We start from the raw sequence: 19,040 nt of genomic DNA on the forward strand, positions 1-19,040 counted from the left end.
CCGGATTCAAAATACAAGAACACTTGAATGTGTTTTTAATTTGTTTATCTAAGATAAACAAAAGATATTAAGAACTTTTAAATTTTGATTTGAATAACTCGTAAGTTATTTAAATCAGTCAGCTTTCCAAATTGTTAAAGAGCTTAAAGCAAAAAGCTTTAATCAATAATCGAAATCATTAATTAAAGCTCTGTCACTTCAACTTATTAAAACCTAATCAATCTGTGTGAACACTCATAAATCGTAATCTATCGTTTAAGGAGGTGATCCAGCCCCAGGTTCCCCTAGGGCTACCTTGTTACGACTTCACCCCAGTCATGAACCACAAAGTGGTGAGCGTCCTCCCGAAGGTTAAACTACCCACTTCTTTTGCAGCCCACTCCCATGGTGTGACGGGCGGTGTGTACAAGGCCCGGGAACGTATTCACCGTGACATTCTGATTCACGATTACTAGCGATTCCGACTTCACGGAGTCGAGTTGCAGACTCCGATCCGGACTACGACGCACTTTTTGGGATTCGCTCACTATCGCTAGCTTGCAGCCCTCTGTATGCGCCATTGTAGCACGTGTGTAGCCCTACTCGTAAGGGCCATGATGACTTGACGTCGTCCCCACCTTCCTCCGGTTTATCACCGGCAGTCTCCCTGGAGTTCCCACCATTACGTGCTGGCAAACAAGGATAAGGGTTGCGCTCGTTGCGGGACTTAACCCAACATTTCACAACACGAGCTGACGACAGCCATGCAGCACCTGTCTCAGAGTTCCCGAAGGCACTAAGCTATCTCTAGCGAATTCTCTGGATGTCAAGAGTAGGTAAGGTTCTTCGCGTTGCATCGAATTAAACCACATGCTCCACCGCTTGTGCGGGCCCCCGTCAATTCATTTGAGTTTTAATCTTGCGACCGTACTCCCCAGGCGGTCTACTTAACGCGTTAGCTCCGAAAGCCACGGCTCAAGGCCACAACCTCCAAGTAGACATCGTTTACGGCGTGGACTACCAGGGTATCTAATCCTGTTTGCTCCCCACGCTTTCGCATCTGAGTGTCAGTGTCTGTCCAGGGGCCGCCTTCGCCACTGGTATTCCTTCAGATCTCTACGCATTTCACCGCTACACCTGAAATTCTACCCCCCTCTACAGCACTCTAGTTTGCCAGTTTCAAATGCGGTTCCGAGGTTGAGCCCCGGGCTTTCACATCTGACTTAACAAACCACCTGCATGCGCTTTACGCCCAGTAATTCCGATTAACGCTCGCACCCTCCGTATTACCGCGGCTGCTGGCACGGAGTTAGCCGGTGCTTCTTCTGTCGCTAACGTCAAGATGTGCAGCTATTAACTACACACCCTTCCTCACGACTGAAAGTACTTTACAACCCGAAGGCCTTCTTCATACACGCGGCATGGCTGCATCAGGCTTTCGCCCATTGTGCAATATTCCCCACTGCTGCCTCCCGTAGGAGTCTGGACCGTGTCTCAGTTCCAGTGTGGCTGATCATCCTCTCAGACCAGCTAGAGATCGTCGCCTTGGTGAGCTCTTACCTCACCAACAAGCTAATCTCACCTGGGCTAATCTTAGCGCGAGAGGTCCGAAGATCCCCCTCTTTGGTCCGAAGACATTATGCGGTATTAGCTATCGTTTCCAATAGTTATCCCCCACACTAAGGCATATTCCCAGGCATTACTCACCCGTCCGCCGCTCGTCAGCAAATTAGCAAGCTAATTTCTGTTACCGCTCGACTTGCATGTGTTAGGCCTGCCGCCAGCGTTCAATCTGAGCCATGATCAAACTCTTCAATTAAAGTTTTTTGGTTTGTTTCAGCAGAAACAAAACCGGCTCAATGATTAATACTGATTTCTTACATAAAAGTAATTTTGTGTAGTCACTCAGTTCATTGATTATTTTTGTTTGAATTCACTTCGAAAAGTAAAAGCAAACTAGTGATTATCAACTCACAAGTGCCCACACAGATTGATTTGGTTAAATTGTTAAAGAGCTTGTCTTTCAACCACTTAGCGTTACCGCTTCGTCGCTTCAGGCTGCGTATAATACGCTTTCTGATTTGAAAGTCAAGATAATATTTTCAACTTTTTCATTTATTTATGAAAGACTTAAAAACGTTATGTTGACTTGGCTCACAGTGACAATCTGGGAGCGAAATAAAAGCCCGTTCTATTGAACGGGCACTTATTCAAATTCAAGCCTGGCGATGTCCTACTCTCACATGGGGAAACCCCACACTACCATCGGCGCTATTACGTTTCACTTCTGAGTTCGGCATGGGATCAGGTGGGTCCATAACGCTATGGTCGCCAAGCAAATTCTTTCTATCTACCTCACTAAGAGATAAATAATAATCTGGAAAGCCGTTTCTCTATATAAAGAGTTGTTCTTAATCACATTCAATCTGTTTCTTGCAACTTTAAATCCGTTCAAAACCCCTTGGGTGTTGTATGGTTAAGCCTCACGGGCAATTAGTACAGGTTAGCTCAATGCCTCGCAGCACTTACACACCCTGCCTATCTACGTCGTAGTCTCCAACAACCCTTTAGGATACGTATAGTATCAGGGATGACTCATCTCAAGGCTCGCTTCACGCTTAGATGCTTTCAGCGTTTATCGATCCCGAACTTAGCTACCGGGCAATGCTACTGGCGTAACAACCCGAACACCAGAGGTTCGTCCACTCCGGTCCTCTCGTACTAGGAGCAGCCCCTTTCAATCATCCAACGCCCAGGCAGATAGGGACCGAACTGTCTCACGACGTTCTAAACCCAGCTCGCGTACCACTTTAAATGGCGAACAGCCATACCCTTGGGACCGACTTCAGCCCCAGGATGTGATGAGCCGACATCGAGGTGCCAAACACCGCCGTCGATATGAACTCTTGGGCGGTATCAGCCTGTTATCCCCGGAGTACCTTTTATCCGTTGAGCGATGGCCCTTCCATTCAGAACCACCGGATCACTATGACCTACTTTCGTACCTGCTCGAATTGTCATTCTCGCAGTCAAGCGGGCTTATGCCATTGCACTAACCACACGATGTCCAACCGTGTTTAGCCCACCTTCGTGCTCCTCCGTTACTCTTTGGGAGGAGACCGCCCCAGTCAAACTACCCACCAGGCACTGTCCGCAACCCCGATAAGGGGCCAACGTTAGAACATCAAGCATACAAGGGTGGTATTTCAAGATTGCCTCCACCAATACTAGCGTACTGGTTTCAAAGGCTCCCACCTATCCTACACATGTAGGGTCAATGTTCAGTGCCAAGCTGTAGTAAAGGTTCACGGGGTCTTTCCGTCTAGCCGCGGGTACACTGCATCTTCACAGCGATTTCAATTTCACTGAGTCTCGGGTGGAGACAGCGTGGCCATCATTACGCCATTCGTGCAGGTCGGAACTTACCCGACAAGGAATTTCGCTACCTTAGGACCGTTATAGTTACGGCCGCCGTTTACTTGGGCTTCGATCAAGAGCTTCGACCGAAGTCTAACCCCATCAATTAACCTTCAAGCACCGGGCAGGCGTCACACCGTATACGTCATCTTACGATTTAGCACAGTGCTATGTTTTTAATAAACAGTTGCAGCCACCTGGTATCTGCGACTCCCGGCAGCTTAGAGAGCAAGTCTCATCACCGCTAGGAGCGTACCTTCTCCCGAAGTTACGGTACCATTTTGCCTAGTTCCTTCACCCGAGTTCTCTCAAGCGCCTTAGTATTCTCTACTCGACCACCTGTGTCGGTTTGGGGTACGATTTCTTATAATCTGAAGCTTAGAGGCTTTTCCTGGAAGCATGGCATCAATGGCTTCACATCCGTAGATGCTCGACATCGTGTCTCAGCCTAACAAGAGTCCGGATTTACCTAAACTCTTAGCCTACGCACTTGAACTTGGACGACCGTCGCCAAGCCCACCTAGCCTTCTCCGTCCCCCCATCGCAATTATAAGAAGTACGGGAATATTAACCCGTTTCCCATCGACTACGCTTTTCAGCCTCGCCTTAGGGGTCGACTTACCCTGCCCCGATTAACGTTGGACAGGAACCCTTGGTCTTCCGGCGAGGGGGTTTTTCACCCCCTTTATCGTTACTCATGTCAGCATTCGCACTTCTGATACCTCCAGCATGCCTTACAGCACACCTTCGACGGCTTACAGAACGCTCCCCTACCCAACACAATAAATTGCATTGCCGCAGCTTCGGTGTATAGCTTAGCCCCGTTACATCTTCCGCGCAGGCCGACTCGACCAGTGAGCTATTACGCTTTCTTTAAATGATGGCTGCTTCTAAGCCAACATCCTGGCTGTCTGAGCCTTCCCACATCGTTTCCCACTTAGCTATAACTTTGGGACCTTAGCTGGCGGTCTGGGTTGTTTCCCTCTCCACGACGGACGTTAGCACCCGCCGTGTGTCTCCCGGATAGTACTTACTGGTATTCGGAGTTTGCAAAGGGTTGGTAAGTCGGGATGACCCCCTAGCCTTAACAGTGCTCTACCCCCAGTAGTATTCGTCCGAGGCTCTACCTAAATAGATTTCGGGGAGAACCAGCTATCTCCAAGTTTGATTGGCCTTTCACCCCTAGCCACAAGTCATCCGCTAATTTTTCAACATTAGTCGGTTCGGTCCTCCAATTGATGTTACTCAATCTTCAACCTGCCCATGGCTAGATCACTTGGTTTCGGGTCTATATCCAGAGACTGAACGCCCAGTTAAGACTCGGTTTCCCTACGGCTCCCCTAAACGGTTAACCTTGCCACTGAATATAAGTCGCTGACCCATTATACAAAAGGTACGCAGTCACATAACAAGTATGCTCCTACTGCTTGTACGTACACGGTTTCAGGTTCTTATTTCACTCCCCTCACAGGGGTTCTTTTCGCCTTTCCCTCACGGTACTGGTTCACTATCGGTCAGTCAGTAGTATTTAGCCTTGGAGGATGGTCCCCCCATATTCAGACAGGATATCACGTGTCCCGCCTTACTCGTTTTCACTGATGATGAGATGTCGGTTACAGGGCTATCACCTTGTATCGCGCCACTTTCCAGAGGCTTCACCTGTCTCATTAAAAGCTTAAGGGCTAACCCAATTTCGCTCGCCGCTACTTTCGGGATCTCGGTTGATTTCTCTTCCTCGGGGTACTTAGATGTTTCAGTTCTCCCGGTTTGCTTCGCTGCGCTATGTATTCACGCAGCGATACTAGCTTATGCTAGTGGGTTTCCCCATTCAGAAATCCCAGACTCAAAAGGTTTTTACTACCTAATCTGGGCTTATCGCAAGTTAATACGTCTTTCATCGCCTCTGACTGCCAAGGCATCCACCGTGTACGCTTAGTCACTTAACCATACAACCCCAAGAGGTTTCGTATGGCATAAACAACCAAGGTTGAACTCGTCATTGCGAGTTCTGGTTTTTCGCCGGATTCAAAATACAAGAACACTTGAATGTGTTTTTAATTTGTTTATCTAAGATAAACAAAAGATATTAAGAACTTTTAAATTTTGATTTGAATAACTCGTAAGTTATTTAAATCAGTCAGCTTTCCAAATTGTTAAAGAGCTTAAAGCAAAAAGCTTTAATCAATAATCGAAATCATTAATTAAAGCTCTGTCACTTCAACTTATTAAAACCTAATCAATCTGTGTGAACACTCATAAATCGTAATCTATCGTTTAAGGAGGTGATCCAGCCCCAGGTTCCCCTAGGGCTACCTTGTTACGACTTCACCCCAGTCATGAACCACAAAGTGGTGAGCGTCCTCCCGAAGGTTAAACTACCCACTTCTTTTGCAGCCCACTCCCATGGTGTGACGGGCGGTGTGTACAAGGCCCGGGAACGTATTCACCGTGACATTCTGATTCACGATTACTAGCGATTCCGACTTCACGGAGTCGAGTTGCAGACTCCGATCCGGACTACGACGCACTTTTTGGGATTCGCTCACTATCGCTAGCTTGCAGCCCTCTGTATGCGCCATTGTAGCACGTGTGTAGCCCTACTCGTAAGGGCCATGATGACTTGACGTCGTCCCCACCTTCCTCCGGTTTATCACCGGCAGTCTCCCTGGAGTTCCCACCATTACGTGCTGGCAAACAAGGATAAGGGTTGCGCTCGTTGCGGGACTTAACCCAACATTTCACAACACGAGCTGACGACAGCCATGCAGCACCTGTCTCAGAGTTCCCGAAGGCACTAAGCTATCTCTAGCGAATTCTCTGGATGTCAAGAGTAGGTAAGGTTCTTCGCGTTGCATCGAATTAAACCACATGCTCCACCGCTTGTGCGGGCCCCCGTCAATTCATTTGAGTTTTAATCTTGCGACCGTACTCCCCAGGCGGTCTACTTAACGCGTTAGCTCCGAAAGCCACGGCTCAAGGCCACAACCTCCAAGTAGACATCGTTTACGGCGTGGACTACCAGGGTATCTAATCCTGTTTGCTCCCCACGCTTTCGCATCTGAGTGTCAGTGTCTGTCCAGGGGGCCGCCTTCGCCACTGGTATTCCTTCAGATCTCTACGCATTTCACCGCTACACCTGAAATTCTACCCCCCTCTACAGCACTCTAGTTTGCCAGTTTCAAATGCGGTTCCGAGGTTGAGCCCCGGGCTTTCACATCTGACTTAACAAACCACCTGCATGCGCTTTACGCCCAGTAATTCCGATTAACGCTCGCACCCTCCGTATTACCGCGGCTGCTGGCACGGAGTTAGCCGGTGCTTCTTCTGTCGCTAACGTCAAGATGTGCAGCTATTAACTACACACCCTTCCTCACGACTGAAAGTACTTTACAACCCGAAGGCCTTCTTCATACACGCGGCATGGCTGCATCAGGCTTTCGCCCATTGTGCAATATTCCCCACTGCTGCCTCCCGTAGGAGTCTGGACCGTGTCTCAGTTCCAGTGTGGCTGATCATCCTCTCAGACCAGCTAGAGATCGTCGCCTTGGTGAGCTCTTACCTCACCAACAAGCTAATCTCACCTGGGCTAATCTTAGCGCGAGAGGTCCGAAGATCCCCTCTTTGGTCCGAAGACATTATGCGGTATTAGCTATCGTTTCCAATAGTTATCCCCCACACTAAGGCATATTCCCAGGCATTACTCACCCGTCCGCCGCTCGTCAGCAAATTAGCAAGCTAATTTCTGTTACCGCTCGACTTGCATGTGTTAGGCCTGCCGCCAGCGTTCAATCTGAGCCATGATCAAACTCTTCAATTAAAGTTTTTTGGTTTGTTTCAGCAGAAACAAAACCGGCTCAATGATTAATACTGATTTCTTACATAAAAGTAATTTTGTGTAGTCACTCAGTTCATTGATTATTTTTGTTTGAATTCACTTCGAAAAGTAAAAGCAAACTAGTGATTATCAACTCACAAGTGCCCACACAGATTGATTTGGTTAAATTGTTAAAGAGCTTGTCTTTCAACCACTTAGCGTTACCGCTTCGTCGCTTCAGGCTGCGTATAATACGCTTTCTGATTTGAAAGTCAAGATAATATTTTCAACTTTTTCATTTATTTATGAAAGACTTAAAAACGTTATGTTGACTTGGCTCACAGTGACAATCTGGGAGCGAAATAAAAGCCCGTTCTATTGAACGGGCACTTATTCAAATTCAAGCCTGGCGATGTCCTACTCTCACATGGGGAAACCCCACACTACCATCGGCGCTATTACGTTTCACTTCTGAGTTCGGCATGGGATCAGGTGGGTCCATAACGCTATGGTCGCCAAGCAAATTCTTTCTATCTACCTCACTAAGAGATAAATAATAATCTGGAAAGCCGTTTCTCTATATAAAGAGTTGTTCTTAATCACATTCAATCTGTTTCTTGCAACTTTAAATCCGTTCAAAACCCCTTGGGTGTTGTATGGTTAAGCCTCACGGGCAATTAGTACAGGTTAGCTCAATGCCTCGCAGCACTTACACACCCTGCCTATCTACGTCGTAGTCTCCAACAACCCTTTAGGATACGTATAGTATCAGGGATGACTCATCTCAAGGCTCGCTTCACGCTTAGATGCTTTCAGCGTTTATCGATCCCGAACTTAGCTACCGGGCAATGCTACTGGCGTAACAACCCGAACACCAGAGGTTCGTCCACTCCGGTCCTCTCGTACTAGGAGCAGCCCCTTTCAATCATCCAACGCCCACGGCAGATAGGGACCGAACTGTCTCACGACGTTCTAAACCCAGCTCGCGTACCACTTTAAATGGCGAACAGCCATACCCTTGGGACCGACTTCAGCCCCAGGATGTGATGAGCCGACATCGAGGTGCCAAACACCGCCGTCGATATGAACTCTTGGGCGGTATCAGCCTGTTATCCCCGGAGTACCTTTTATCCGTTGAGCGATGGCCCTTCCCTTCAGAACCACCGGATCACTATGACCTACTTTCGTACCTGCTCGAATTGTCATTCTCGCAGTCAAGCGGGCTTATGCCATTGCACTAACCACACGATGTCCAACCGTGTTTAGCCCACCTTCGTGCTCCTCCGTTACTCTTTGGGAGGAGACCGCCCCAGTCAAACTACCCACCAGGCACTGTCCGCAACCCCGATAAGGGGCCAACGTTAGAACATCAAGCATACAAGGGTGGTATTTCAAGATTGCCTCCACCAATACTAGCGTACTGGTTTCAAAGGCTCCCACCTATCCTACACATGTAGGGTCAATGTTCAGTGCCAAGCTGTAGTAAAGGTCAACGGGGTCTTTCCGTCTAGCCGCGGGTACACTGCATCTTCACAGCGATTTCAATTTCACTGAGTCTCGGGTGGAGACAGCGTGGCCATCATTACGCCATTCGTGCAGGTCGGAACTTACCCGACAAGGAATTTCGCTACCTTAGGACCGTTATAGTTACGGCCGCCGTTTACTTGGGCTTCGATCAAGAGCTTCGACCGAAGTCTAACCCCATCAATTAACCTTCAAGCACCGGGCAGGCGTCACACCGTATACGTCATCTTACGATTTAGCACAGTGCTATGTTTTTAATAAACAGTTGCAGCCACCTGGTATCTGCGACTCCCGGCAGCTTAGAGAGCAAGTCTCATCACCGCTAGGAGCGTACCTTCTCCCGAAGTTACGGTACCATTTTGCCTAGTTCCTTCACCCGAGTTCTCTCAAGCGCCTTAGTATTCTCTACTCGACCACCTGTGTCGGTTTGGGGTACGATTTCTTATAATCTGAAGCTTAGAGGCTTTTCCTGGAAGCATGGCATCAATGGCTTCACATCCGTAGATGCTCGACATCGTGTCTCAGCCTAACAAGAGTCCGGATTTACCTAAACTCTTAGCCTACGCACTTGAACTTGGACGACCGTCGCCAAGCCCACCTAGCCTTCTCCGTCCCCCCATCGCAATTATAAGAAGTACGGGAATATTAACCCGTTTCCCATCGACTACGCTTTTCAGCCTCGCCTTAGGGGTCGACTTACCCTGCCCCGATTAACGTTGGACAGGAACCCTTGGTCTTCCGGCGAGGGGGTTTTTCACCCCCTTTATCGTTACTCATGTCAGCATTCGCACTTCTGATACCTCCAGCATGCCTTACAGCACACCTTCGACGGCTTACAGAACGCTCCCCTACCCAACACAATAAATTGCATTGCCGCAGCTTCGGTGTATAGCTTAGCCCCGTTACATCTTCCGCGCAGGCCGACTCGACCAGTGAGCTATTACGCTTTCTTTAAATGATGGCTGCTTCTAAGCCAACATCCTGGCTGTCTGAGCCTTCCCACATCGTTTCCCACTTAGCTATAACTTTGGGACCTTAGCTGGCGGTCTGGGTTGTTTCCCTCTCCACGACGGACGTTAGCACCCGCCGTGTGTCTCCCGGATAGTACTTACTGGTATTCGGAGTTTGCAAAGGGTTGGTAAGTCGGGATGACCCCCTAGCCTTAACAGTGCTCTACCCCCAGTAGTATTCGTCCGAGGCTCTACCTAAATAGATTTCGGGGAGAACCAGCTATCTCCAAGTTTGATTGGCCTTTCACCCCTAGCCACAAGTCATCCGCTAATTTTTCAACATTAGTCGGTTCGGTCCTCCAATTGATGTTACTCAATCTTCAACCTGCCCATGGCTAGATCACTTGTTTCGGGTCTATATCCAGAGACTGAACGCCCAGTTAAGACTCGGTTTCCCTACGGCTCCCCTAAACGGTTAACCTTGCCACTGAATATAAGTCGCTGACCCATTATACAAAAGGTACGCAGTCACATAACAAGTATGCTCCTACTGCTTGTACGTACACGGTTTCAGGTTCTATTTCACTCCCCTCACAGGGGTTCTTTTCGCCTTTCCCTCACGGTACTGGTTCACTATCGGTCAGTCAGTAGTATTTAGCCTTGGAGGATGGTCCCCCCATATTCAGACAGGGATATCACGTGTCCCGCCTTACTCGTTTTCACTGATGATGAGATGTCGGTTACAGGGCTATCACCTTGTATCGCGCCACTTTCCAGAGGCTTCACCTGTCTCATTAAAAGCTTAAGGGCTAACCCAATTTCGCTCGCCGCTACTTTCGGGATCTCGGTTGATTTCTCTTCCTCGGGGTACTTAGATGTTTCAGTTCTCCCGGTTTGCTTCGCTGCGCTATGTATTCACGCAGCGATACTAGCTTATGCTAGTGGGTTTCCCCATTCAGAAATCCCAGACTCAAAAGGTTTTTACTACCTAATCTGGGCTTATCGCAAGTTAATACGTCTTTCATCGCCTCTGACTGCCAAGGCATCCACCGTGTACGCTTAGTCACTTAACCATACAACCCCAAGAGGTTTCGTATGGCATAAACAACCAAGGTTGAACTCGTCATTGCGAGTTCTGGTTTTTCGCCGGATTCAAAATACAAGAACACTTGAATGTGTTTTTAATTTGTTTATCTAAGATAAACAAAAGATATTAAGAACTTTTAAATTTTGATTTGAATAACTCGTAAGTTATTTAAATCAGTCAGCTTTCCAAATTGTTAAAGAGCTTAAAGCAAAAGCTTTAATCAATAATCGAAATCATTAATTAAAGCTCTGTCACTTCAACTTATTAAAACCTAATCAATCTGTGTGAACACTCATAAATCGTAATCTATCGTTTAAGGAGGTGATCCAGCCCCAGGTTCCCCTAGGGCTACCTTGTTACGACTTCACCCCAGTCATGAACCACAAAGTGGTGAGCGTCCTCCCGAAGGTTAAACTACCCACTTCTTTTGCAGCCCACTCCCATGGTGTGACGGGCGGTGTGTACAAGGCCCGGGAACGTATTCACCGTGACATTCTGATTCACGATTACTAGCGATTCCGACTTCACGGAGTCGAGTTGCAGACTCCGATCCGGACTACGACGCACTTTTTGGGATTCGCTCACTATCGCTAGCTTGCAGCCCTCTGTATGCGCCATTGTAGCACGTGTGTAGCCCTACTCGTAAGGGCCATGATGACTTGACGTCGTCCCCCACCTTCCTCCGGTTTATCACCGGCAGTCTCCCTGGAGTTCCCACCATTACGTGCTGGCAAACAAGGATAAGGGTTGCGCTCGTTGCGGGACTTAACCCAACATTTCACAACACGAGCTGACGACAGCCATGCAGCACCTGTCTCAGAGTTCCCGAAGGCACTAAGCTATCTCTAGCGAATTCTCTGGATGTCAAGAGTAGGTAAGGTTCTTCGCGTTGCATCGAATTAAACCACATGCTCCACCGCTTGTGCGGGCCCCCGTCAATTCATTTGAGTTTTAATCTTGCGACCGTACTCCCCAGGCGGTCTACTTAACGCGTTAGCTCCGAAAGCCACGGCTCAAGGCCACAACCTCCAAGTAGACATCGTTTACGGCGTGGACTACCAGGGTATCTAATCCTGTTTGCTCCCCACGCTTTCGCATCTGAGTGTCAGTGTCTGTCCAGGGGGCCGCCTTCGCCACTGGTATTCCTTCAGATCTCTACGCATTTCACCGCTACACCTGAAATTCTACCCCCCTCTACAGCACTCTAGTTTGCCAGTTTCAAATGCGGTTCCGAGGTTGAGCCCCGGGCTTTCACATCTGACTTAACAAACCACCTGCATGCGCTTTACGCCCAGTAATTCCGATTAACGCTCGCACCCTCCGTATTACCGCGGCTGCTGGCACGGAGTTAGCCGGTGCTTCTTCTGTCGCTAACGTCAAGATGTGCAGCTATTAACTACACACCCTTCCTCACGACTGAAAGTACTTTACAACCCGAAGGCCTTCTTCATACACGCGGCATGGCTGCATCAGGCTTTCGCCCATTGTGCAATATTCCCCACTGCTGCCTCCCGTAGGAGTCTGGACCGTGTCTCAGTTCCAGTGTGGCTGATCATCCTCTCAGACCAGCTAGAGATCGTCGCCTTGGTGAGCTCTTACCTCACCAACAAGCTAATCTCACCTGGGCTAATCTTAGCGCGAGAGGTCCGAAGATCCCCCTCTTTGGTCCGAAGACATTATGCGGTATTAGCTATCGTTTCCAATAGTTATCCCCCACACTAAGGCATATTCCCAGGCATTACTCACCCGTCCGCCGCTCGTCAGCAAATTAGCAAGCTAATTTCTGTTACCGCTCGACTTGCATGTGTTAGGCCTGCCGCAGCGTTCAATCTGAGCCATGATCAAACTCTTCAATTAAAGTTTTTTGGTTTGTTTCAGCAGAAACAAAACCGGCTCAATGATTAATACTGATTTCTTACATAAAAGTAATTTTGTGTAGTCACTCAGTTCATTGATTATTTTTGTTTGAATTCACTTCGAAAAGTAAAAGCAAACTAGTGATTATCAACTCACAAGTGCCCACACAGATTGATTTGGTTAAATTGTTAAAGAGCTTGTCTTTCAACCACTTAGCGTTACCGCTTCGTCGCTTCAGGCTGCGTATAATACGCTTTCTGATTTGAAAGTCAAGATAATATTTTCAACTTTTTCATTTATTTATGAAAGACTTAAAAACGTTATGTTGACTTGGCTCACAGTGACAATCTGGGAGCGAAATAAAAGCCCGTTCTATTGAACGGGCACTTATTCAAATTCAAGCCTGGCGATGTCCTACTCTCACATGGGAAACCCCACACTACCATCGGCGCTATTACGTTTCACTTCTGAGTTCGGCATGGGATCAGGTGGGTCCATAACGCTATGGTCGCCAAGCAAATTCTTTCTATCTACCTCACTAAGAGATAAATAATAATCTGGAAAGCCGTTTCTCTATATAAAGAGTTGTTCTTAATCACATTCAATCTGTTTCTTGCAACTTTAAATCCGTTCAAAACCCCTTGGGTGTTGTATGGTTAAGCCTCACGGGCAATTAGTACAGGTTAGCTCAATGCCTCGCAGCACTTACACACCCTGCCTATCTACGTCGTAGTCTCCAACAACCTTTAGGATACGTATAGTATCAGGGATGACTCATCTCAAGGCTCGCTTCACGCTTAGATGCTTTCAGCGTTTATCGATCCCGAACTTAGCTACCGGGCAATGCTACTGGCGTAACAACCCGAACACCAGAGGTTCGTCCACTCCGGTCCTCTCGTACTAGGAGCAGCCCCTTTCAATCATCCAACGCCCACGGCAGATAGGGACCGAACTGTCTCACGACGTTCTAAACCCAGCTCGCGTACCACTTTAAATGGCGAACAGCCATACCCTTGGGACCGACTTCAGCCCCAGGATGTGATGAGCCGACATCGAGGTGCCAAACACCGCCGTCGATATGAACTCTTGGGCGGTATCAGCCTGTTATCCCCGGAGTACCTTTTATCCGTTGAGCGATGGCCCTTCCATTCAGAACCACCGGATCACTATGACCTACTTTCGTACCTGCTCGAATTGTCATTCTCGCAGTCAAGCGGGCTTATGCCATTGCACTAACCACACGATGTCCAACCGTGTTTAGCCCACCTTCGTGCTCCTCCGTTACTCTTGGGAGGAGACCGCCCCAGTCAAACTACCCACCAGGCACTGTCCGCAACCCCGATAAGGGGCCAACGTTAGAACATCAAGCATACAAGGGTGGTATTTCAAGATTGCCTCCACCAATACTAGCGTACTGGTTTCAAAGGCTCCCACCTATCCTACACATGTAGGGTCAATGTTCAGTGCCAAGCTGTAGTAAAGGTTCACGGGGTCTTTCCGTCTAGCCGCGGGTACACTGCATCTTCACAGCGATTTCAATTTCACTGAGTCTCGGGTGGAGACAGCGTGGCCATCATTACGCCATTCGTGCAGGTCGGAACTTACCCGACAAGGAATTTCGCTACCTTAGGACCGTTATAGTTACGGCCGCCGTTTACTTGGGCTTCGATCAAGAGCTTCGACCGAAGTCTAACCCCATCAATTAACCTTCAAGCACCGGGCAGGCGTCACACCGTATACGTCATCTTACGATTTAGCACAGTGCTATGTTTTTAATAAACAGTTGCAGCCACCTGGTATCTGCGACTCCCGGCAGCTTAGAGAGCAAGTCTCATCACCGCTAGGAGCGTACCTTCTCCCGAAGTTACGGTACCATTTTGCCTAGTTCCTTCACCCGAGTTCTCTCAAGCGCCTTAGTATTCTCTACTCGACCACCTGTGTCGGTTTGGGGTACGATTTCTTATAATCTGAAGCTTAGAGGCTTTTCCTGGAAGCATGGCATCAATGGCTTCACATCCGTAGATGCTCGACATCGTGTCTCAGCCTAACAAGAGTCCGGATTTACCTAAACTCTTAGCCTACGCACTTGAACTTGGACGACCGTCGCCAAGCCCACCTAGCCTTCTCCGTCCCCCCATCGCAATTATAAGAAGTACGGGAATATTAACCCGTTTCCCATCGACTACGCTTTTCAGCCTCGCCTTAGGGGTCGACTTACCCTGCCCCGATTAACGTTGGACAGGAACCCTTGGTCTTCCGGCGAGGGGGTTTTTCACCCCCTTTATCGTTACTCATGTCAGCATTCGCACTTCTGATACCTCCAGCATGCCTTACAGCACACCTTCGACGGCTTACAGAACGCTCCCCTACCCAACACAATAAATTGCATTGCCGCAGCTTCGGTGTATAGCTTAGCCCCGTTACATCTTCCGCGCAGGCCGACTCGACCAGTGAGCTATTACGCTTTCTTTAAATGATGGCTGCTTCTAAGCCAACATCCTGGCTGTCTGAGCCTTCCCACATCGTTTCCCACTTAGCTATAACTTTGGGACCTTAGCTGGCGGTCTGGGTTGTTTCATCTCCAAGACGGACGTTAGCACCCGCCGTGTGTCTCCCGGATAGTACTTACTGGTATTCGGAGTTTGCAAAGGGTTGGTAAGTCGGGATGACCCCCTAGCCTTAACAGTGCTCTACCCCCAGTAGTATTCGTCCGAGGCTCTACCTAAATAGATTTCGGGGAGAACCAGCTATCTCCAAGTTTGATTGGCCTTTCACCCCTAGCCACAAGTCATCCGCTAATTTTTCAACATTAGTCGGTTCGGTCCTCCAATTGATGTTACTCAATCTTCAACCTGCCCATGGCTAGATCACTTGGTTTCGGGTCTATATCCAGAGACTGAACGCCCAGTTAAGACTCGGTTTCCCTACGGCTCCCCTAAACGGTTAACCTTGCCACTGAATATAAGTCGCTGACCCATTATACAAAAGGTACGCAGTCACATAACAAGTATGCTCCTACTGCTTGTACGTACACGGTTTCAGGTTCTATTTCACTCCCCTCACAGGGGTTCTTTTCGCCTTTCCCTCACGGTACTGGTTCACTATCGGTCAGTCAGTAGTATTTAGCCTTGGAGGATGGTCCCCCATATTCAGACAGGATATCACGTGTCCCGCCTTACTCGTTTTCACTGATGATGAGATGTCGGTTACAGGGCTATCACCTTGTATCGCGCCACTTTCCAGAGGCTTCACCTGTCTCATTAAAAGCTTAAGGGCTAACCCAATTTCGCTCGCCGCTACTTTCGGGATCTCGGTTGATTTCTCTTCCTCGGGGTACTTAGATGTTTCAGTTCTCCCGGTTTGCTTCGCTGCGCTATGTATTCACGCAGCGATACTAGCTTATGCTAGTGGGTTTCCCCATTCAGAAATCCCAGACTCAAAAGGTTTTTACTACCTAATCTGGGCTTATCGCAAGTTAATACGTCTTTCATCGCCTCTGACTGCCAAGGCATCCACCGTGTACGCTTAGTCACTTAACCATACAACCCCAAGAGGTTTCGTATGGCATAAACAACCAAGGGTTGAACTCGTCATTGCGAGTTCTGGTTTTTCGCCGGATTCAAAATACAAGAACACTTGAATGTGTTTTTAATTTGTTTATCTAAGATAAACAAAAGATATTAAGAACTTTTAAATTTTGATTTGAATAACTCGTAAGTTATTTAAATCAGTCAGCTTTCCAAATTGTTAAAGAGCTTAAAGCAAAAAGCTTTAATCAATAATCGAAATCATTAATTAAAGCTCTGTCACTTCAACTTATTAAAACCTAATCAATCTGTGTGAACACTCATAAATCGTAATCTATCGTTTAAGGAGGTGATCCAGCCCCAGGTTCCCCTAGGGCTACCTTGTTACGACTTCACCCCAGTCATGAACACAAAGTGGTGAGCGTCCTCCCGAAGGTTAAACTACCCACTTCTTTTGCAGCCCACTCCCATGGTGTGACGGGCGGTGTGTACAAGGCCCGGGAACGTATTCACCGTGACATTCTGATTCACGATTACTAGCGATTCCGACTTCACGGAGTCGAGTTGCAGACTCCGATCCGGACTACGACGCACTTTTTGGGATTCGCTCACTATCGCTAGCTTGCAGCCCTCTGTATGCGCCATTGTAGCACGTGTGTAGCCCTACTCGTAAGGGCCATGATGACTTGACGTCGTCCCCACCTTCCTCCGGTTTATCACCGGCAGTCTCCCTGGAGTTCCCACCATTACGTGCTGGCAAACAAGGATAAGGGTTGCGCTCGTTGCGGGACTTAACCCAACATTTCACAACACGAGCTGACGACAGCCATGCAGCACCTGTCTCAGAGTTCCCGAAGGCACTAAGCTATCTCTAGCGAATTCTCTGGATGTCAAGAGTAGGTAAGGTTCTTCGCGTTGCATCGAATTAAACCACATGCTCCACCGCTTGTGCGGGCCCCCGTCAATTCATTTGAGTTTTAATCTTGCGACCGTACTCCCCAGGCGGTCTACTTAACGCGTTAGCTCCGAAAGCCACGGCTCAAGGCCACAACCTCCAAGTAGACATCGTTTACGGCGTGGACTACCAGGGTATCTAATCCTGTTTGCTCCCCACGCTTTCGCATCTGAGTGTCAGTGTCTGTCCAGGGGGCCGCCTTCGCCACTGGTATTCCTTCAGATCTCTACGCATTTCACCGCTACACCTGAAATTCTACCCCCCTCTACAGCACTCTAGTTTGCCAGTTTCAAATGCGGTTCCGAGGTTGAGCCCCGGGCTTTCACATCTGACTTAACAAACCACCTGCATGCGCTTTACGCCCAGTAATTCCGATTAACGCTCGCACCCTCCGTATTACCGCGGCTGCTGGCACGGAGTTAGCCGGTGCTTCTTCTGTCGCTAACGTCAAGATGTGCAGCTATTAACTACACACCCTTCCTCACGACTGAAAGTACTTTACAACCCGAAGGCCTTCTTCATACACGCGGCATGGCTGCATCAGGCTTTCGCCCATTGTGCAATATTCCCCACTGCTGCCTCCCGTAGGAGTCTGGACCGTGTCTCAGTTCCAGTGTGGCTGATCATCCTCTCAGACCAGCTAGAGATCGTCGCCTTGGTGAGCTCTTACCTCACCAACAAGCTAATCTCACCTGGGCTAATCTTAGCGCGAGAGGTCCGAAGATCCCCCTCTTTGGTCCGAAGACATTATGCGGTATTAGCTATCGTTTCCAATAGTTATCCCCCACACTAAGGCATATTCCCAGGCATTACTCACCCGTCCGCCGCTCGTCAGCAAATTAGCAAGCTAATTTCTGTTACCGCTCGACTTGCATGTGTTAGGCCTGCCGCCAGCGTTCAATCTGAGCCATGATCAAACTCTTCAATTAAAGTTTTTTGGTTTGTTTCAGCAGAAACAAAACCGGCTCAATGATTAATACTGATTTCTTACATAAAAGTAATTTTGTGTAGTCACTCAGTTCATTGATTATTTTGTTTGAATTCACTTCGAAAAGTAAAAGCAAACTAGTGATTATCAACTCACAAGTGCCCACACAGATTGATTTGGTTAAATTGTTAAAGAGCTTGTCTTTCAACCACTTAGCGTTACCGCTTCGTCGCTTCAGGCTGCGTATAATACGCTTTCTGATTTGAAAGTCAAGATAATATTTTCAACTTTTTCATTTATTTATGAAAGACTTAAAAACGTTATGTTGACTTGGCTCACAGTGACAATCTGGGAGCGAAATAAAAGCCCGTTCTATTGAACGGGCACTTATTCAAATTCAAGCCTGGCGATGTCCTACTCTCACATGGGGAAACCCCACACTACCATCGGCGCTATTACGTTTCACTTCTGAGTTCGGCATGGGATCAGGTGGGTCCATAACGCTATGGTCGCCAAGCAAATTCTTTCTATCTACCTCACTAAGAGATAAATAATAATCTGGAAAGCCGTTTCTCTATATAAAGAGTTGTTCTTAATCACATTCAATCTGTTTCTTGCAACTTTAAATCCGTTCAAAACCCCTTGGGTGTTGTATGGTTAAGCCTCACGGGCAATTAGTACAGGTTAGCTCAATGCCTCGCAGCACTTACACACCCTGCTATCTACGTCGTAGTCTCCAACAACCCTTTAGGATACGTATAGTATCAGGGATGACTCATCTCAAGGCTCGCTTCACGCTTAGATGCTTTCAGCGTTTATCGATCCCGAACTTAGCTACCGGGCAATGCTACTGGCGTAACAACCCGAACACCAGAGGTTCGTCCACTCCGGTCCTCTCGTACTAGGAGCAGCCCCTTTCAATCATCCAACGCCCACGGCAGATAGGGACCGAACTGTCTCACGACGTTTTAAACCCAGCTCGCGTACCACTTTAAATGGCGA

The 19,040-nt window shown here is 48.1% G+C and carries 12 rRNA genes; all 12 read right to left on the reverse strand.

Features of this window, described 5'->3' with window-relative positions:
* Nucleotides 1-256: 256 nt before the first annotated feature.
* Nucleotides 257-1,798 (reverse strand): 16S ribosomal RNA (locus ACU5DF_RS23175).
* A gap of 401 nt (nt 1,799-2,199) precedes the next feature.
* Nucleotides 2,200-2,315, reverse strand: a 5S ribosomal RNA gene (rrf, locus tag ACU5DF_RS23180).
* A gap of 136 nt (nt 2,316-2,451) precedes the next feature.
* Nucleotides 2,452-5,342, reverse strand: a 23S ribosomal RNA gene (locus ACU5DF_RS23185).
* A 329-nt stretch (nt 5,343-5,671) separates the two neighbouring features.
* A 16S ribosomal RNA gene (locus ACU5DF_RS23190) occupies nt 5,672-7,213 on the reverse strand.
* Nucleotides 7,214-7,614: 401 nt separating this feature from the next.
* A 5S ribosomal RNA gene (gene rrf, locus ACU5DF_RS23195) occupies nt 7,615-7,730 on the reverse strand.
* A 136-nt stretch (nt 7,731-7,866) separates the two neighbouring features.
* Nucleotides 7,867-10,757: ribosomal RNA gene (locus ACU5DF_RS23200) — 23S ribosomal RNA — on the reverse strand.
* Between the two features lie 328 nt (nt 10,758-11,085).
* Nucleotides 11,086-12,628: ribosomal RNA gene (locus ACU5DF_RS23205) — 16S ribosomal RNA — on the reverse strand.
* Between the two features lie 401 nt (nt 12,629-13,029).
* Nucleotides 13,030-13,144, reverse strand: a 5S ribosomal RNA gene (gene rrf, locus ACU5DF_RS23210).
* Nucleotides 13,145-13,280: 136 nt separating this feature from the next.
* Nucleotides 13,281-16,167, reverse strand: a 23S ribosomal RNA gene (locus ACU5DF_RS23215).
* A gap of 330 nt (nt 16,168-16,497) precedes the next feature.
* Nucleotides 16,498-18,039: ribosomal RNA gene (locus tag ACU5DF_RS23220) — 16S ribosomal RNA — on the reverse strand.
* Between the two features lie 400 nt (nt 18,040-18,439).
* Nucleotides 18,440-18,555 (reverse strand): 5S ribosomal RNA (gene rrf, locus ACU5DF_RS23225).
* Between the two features lie 136 nt (nt 18,556-18,691).
* Nucleotides 18,692-19,040: ribosomal RNA gene (locus ACU5DF_RS23230) — 23S ribosomal RNA — on the reverse strand; the annotation flags it as partial.

The organism is Aliivibrio wodanis (assembly GCF_052920805.1).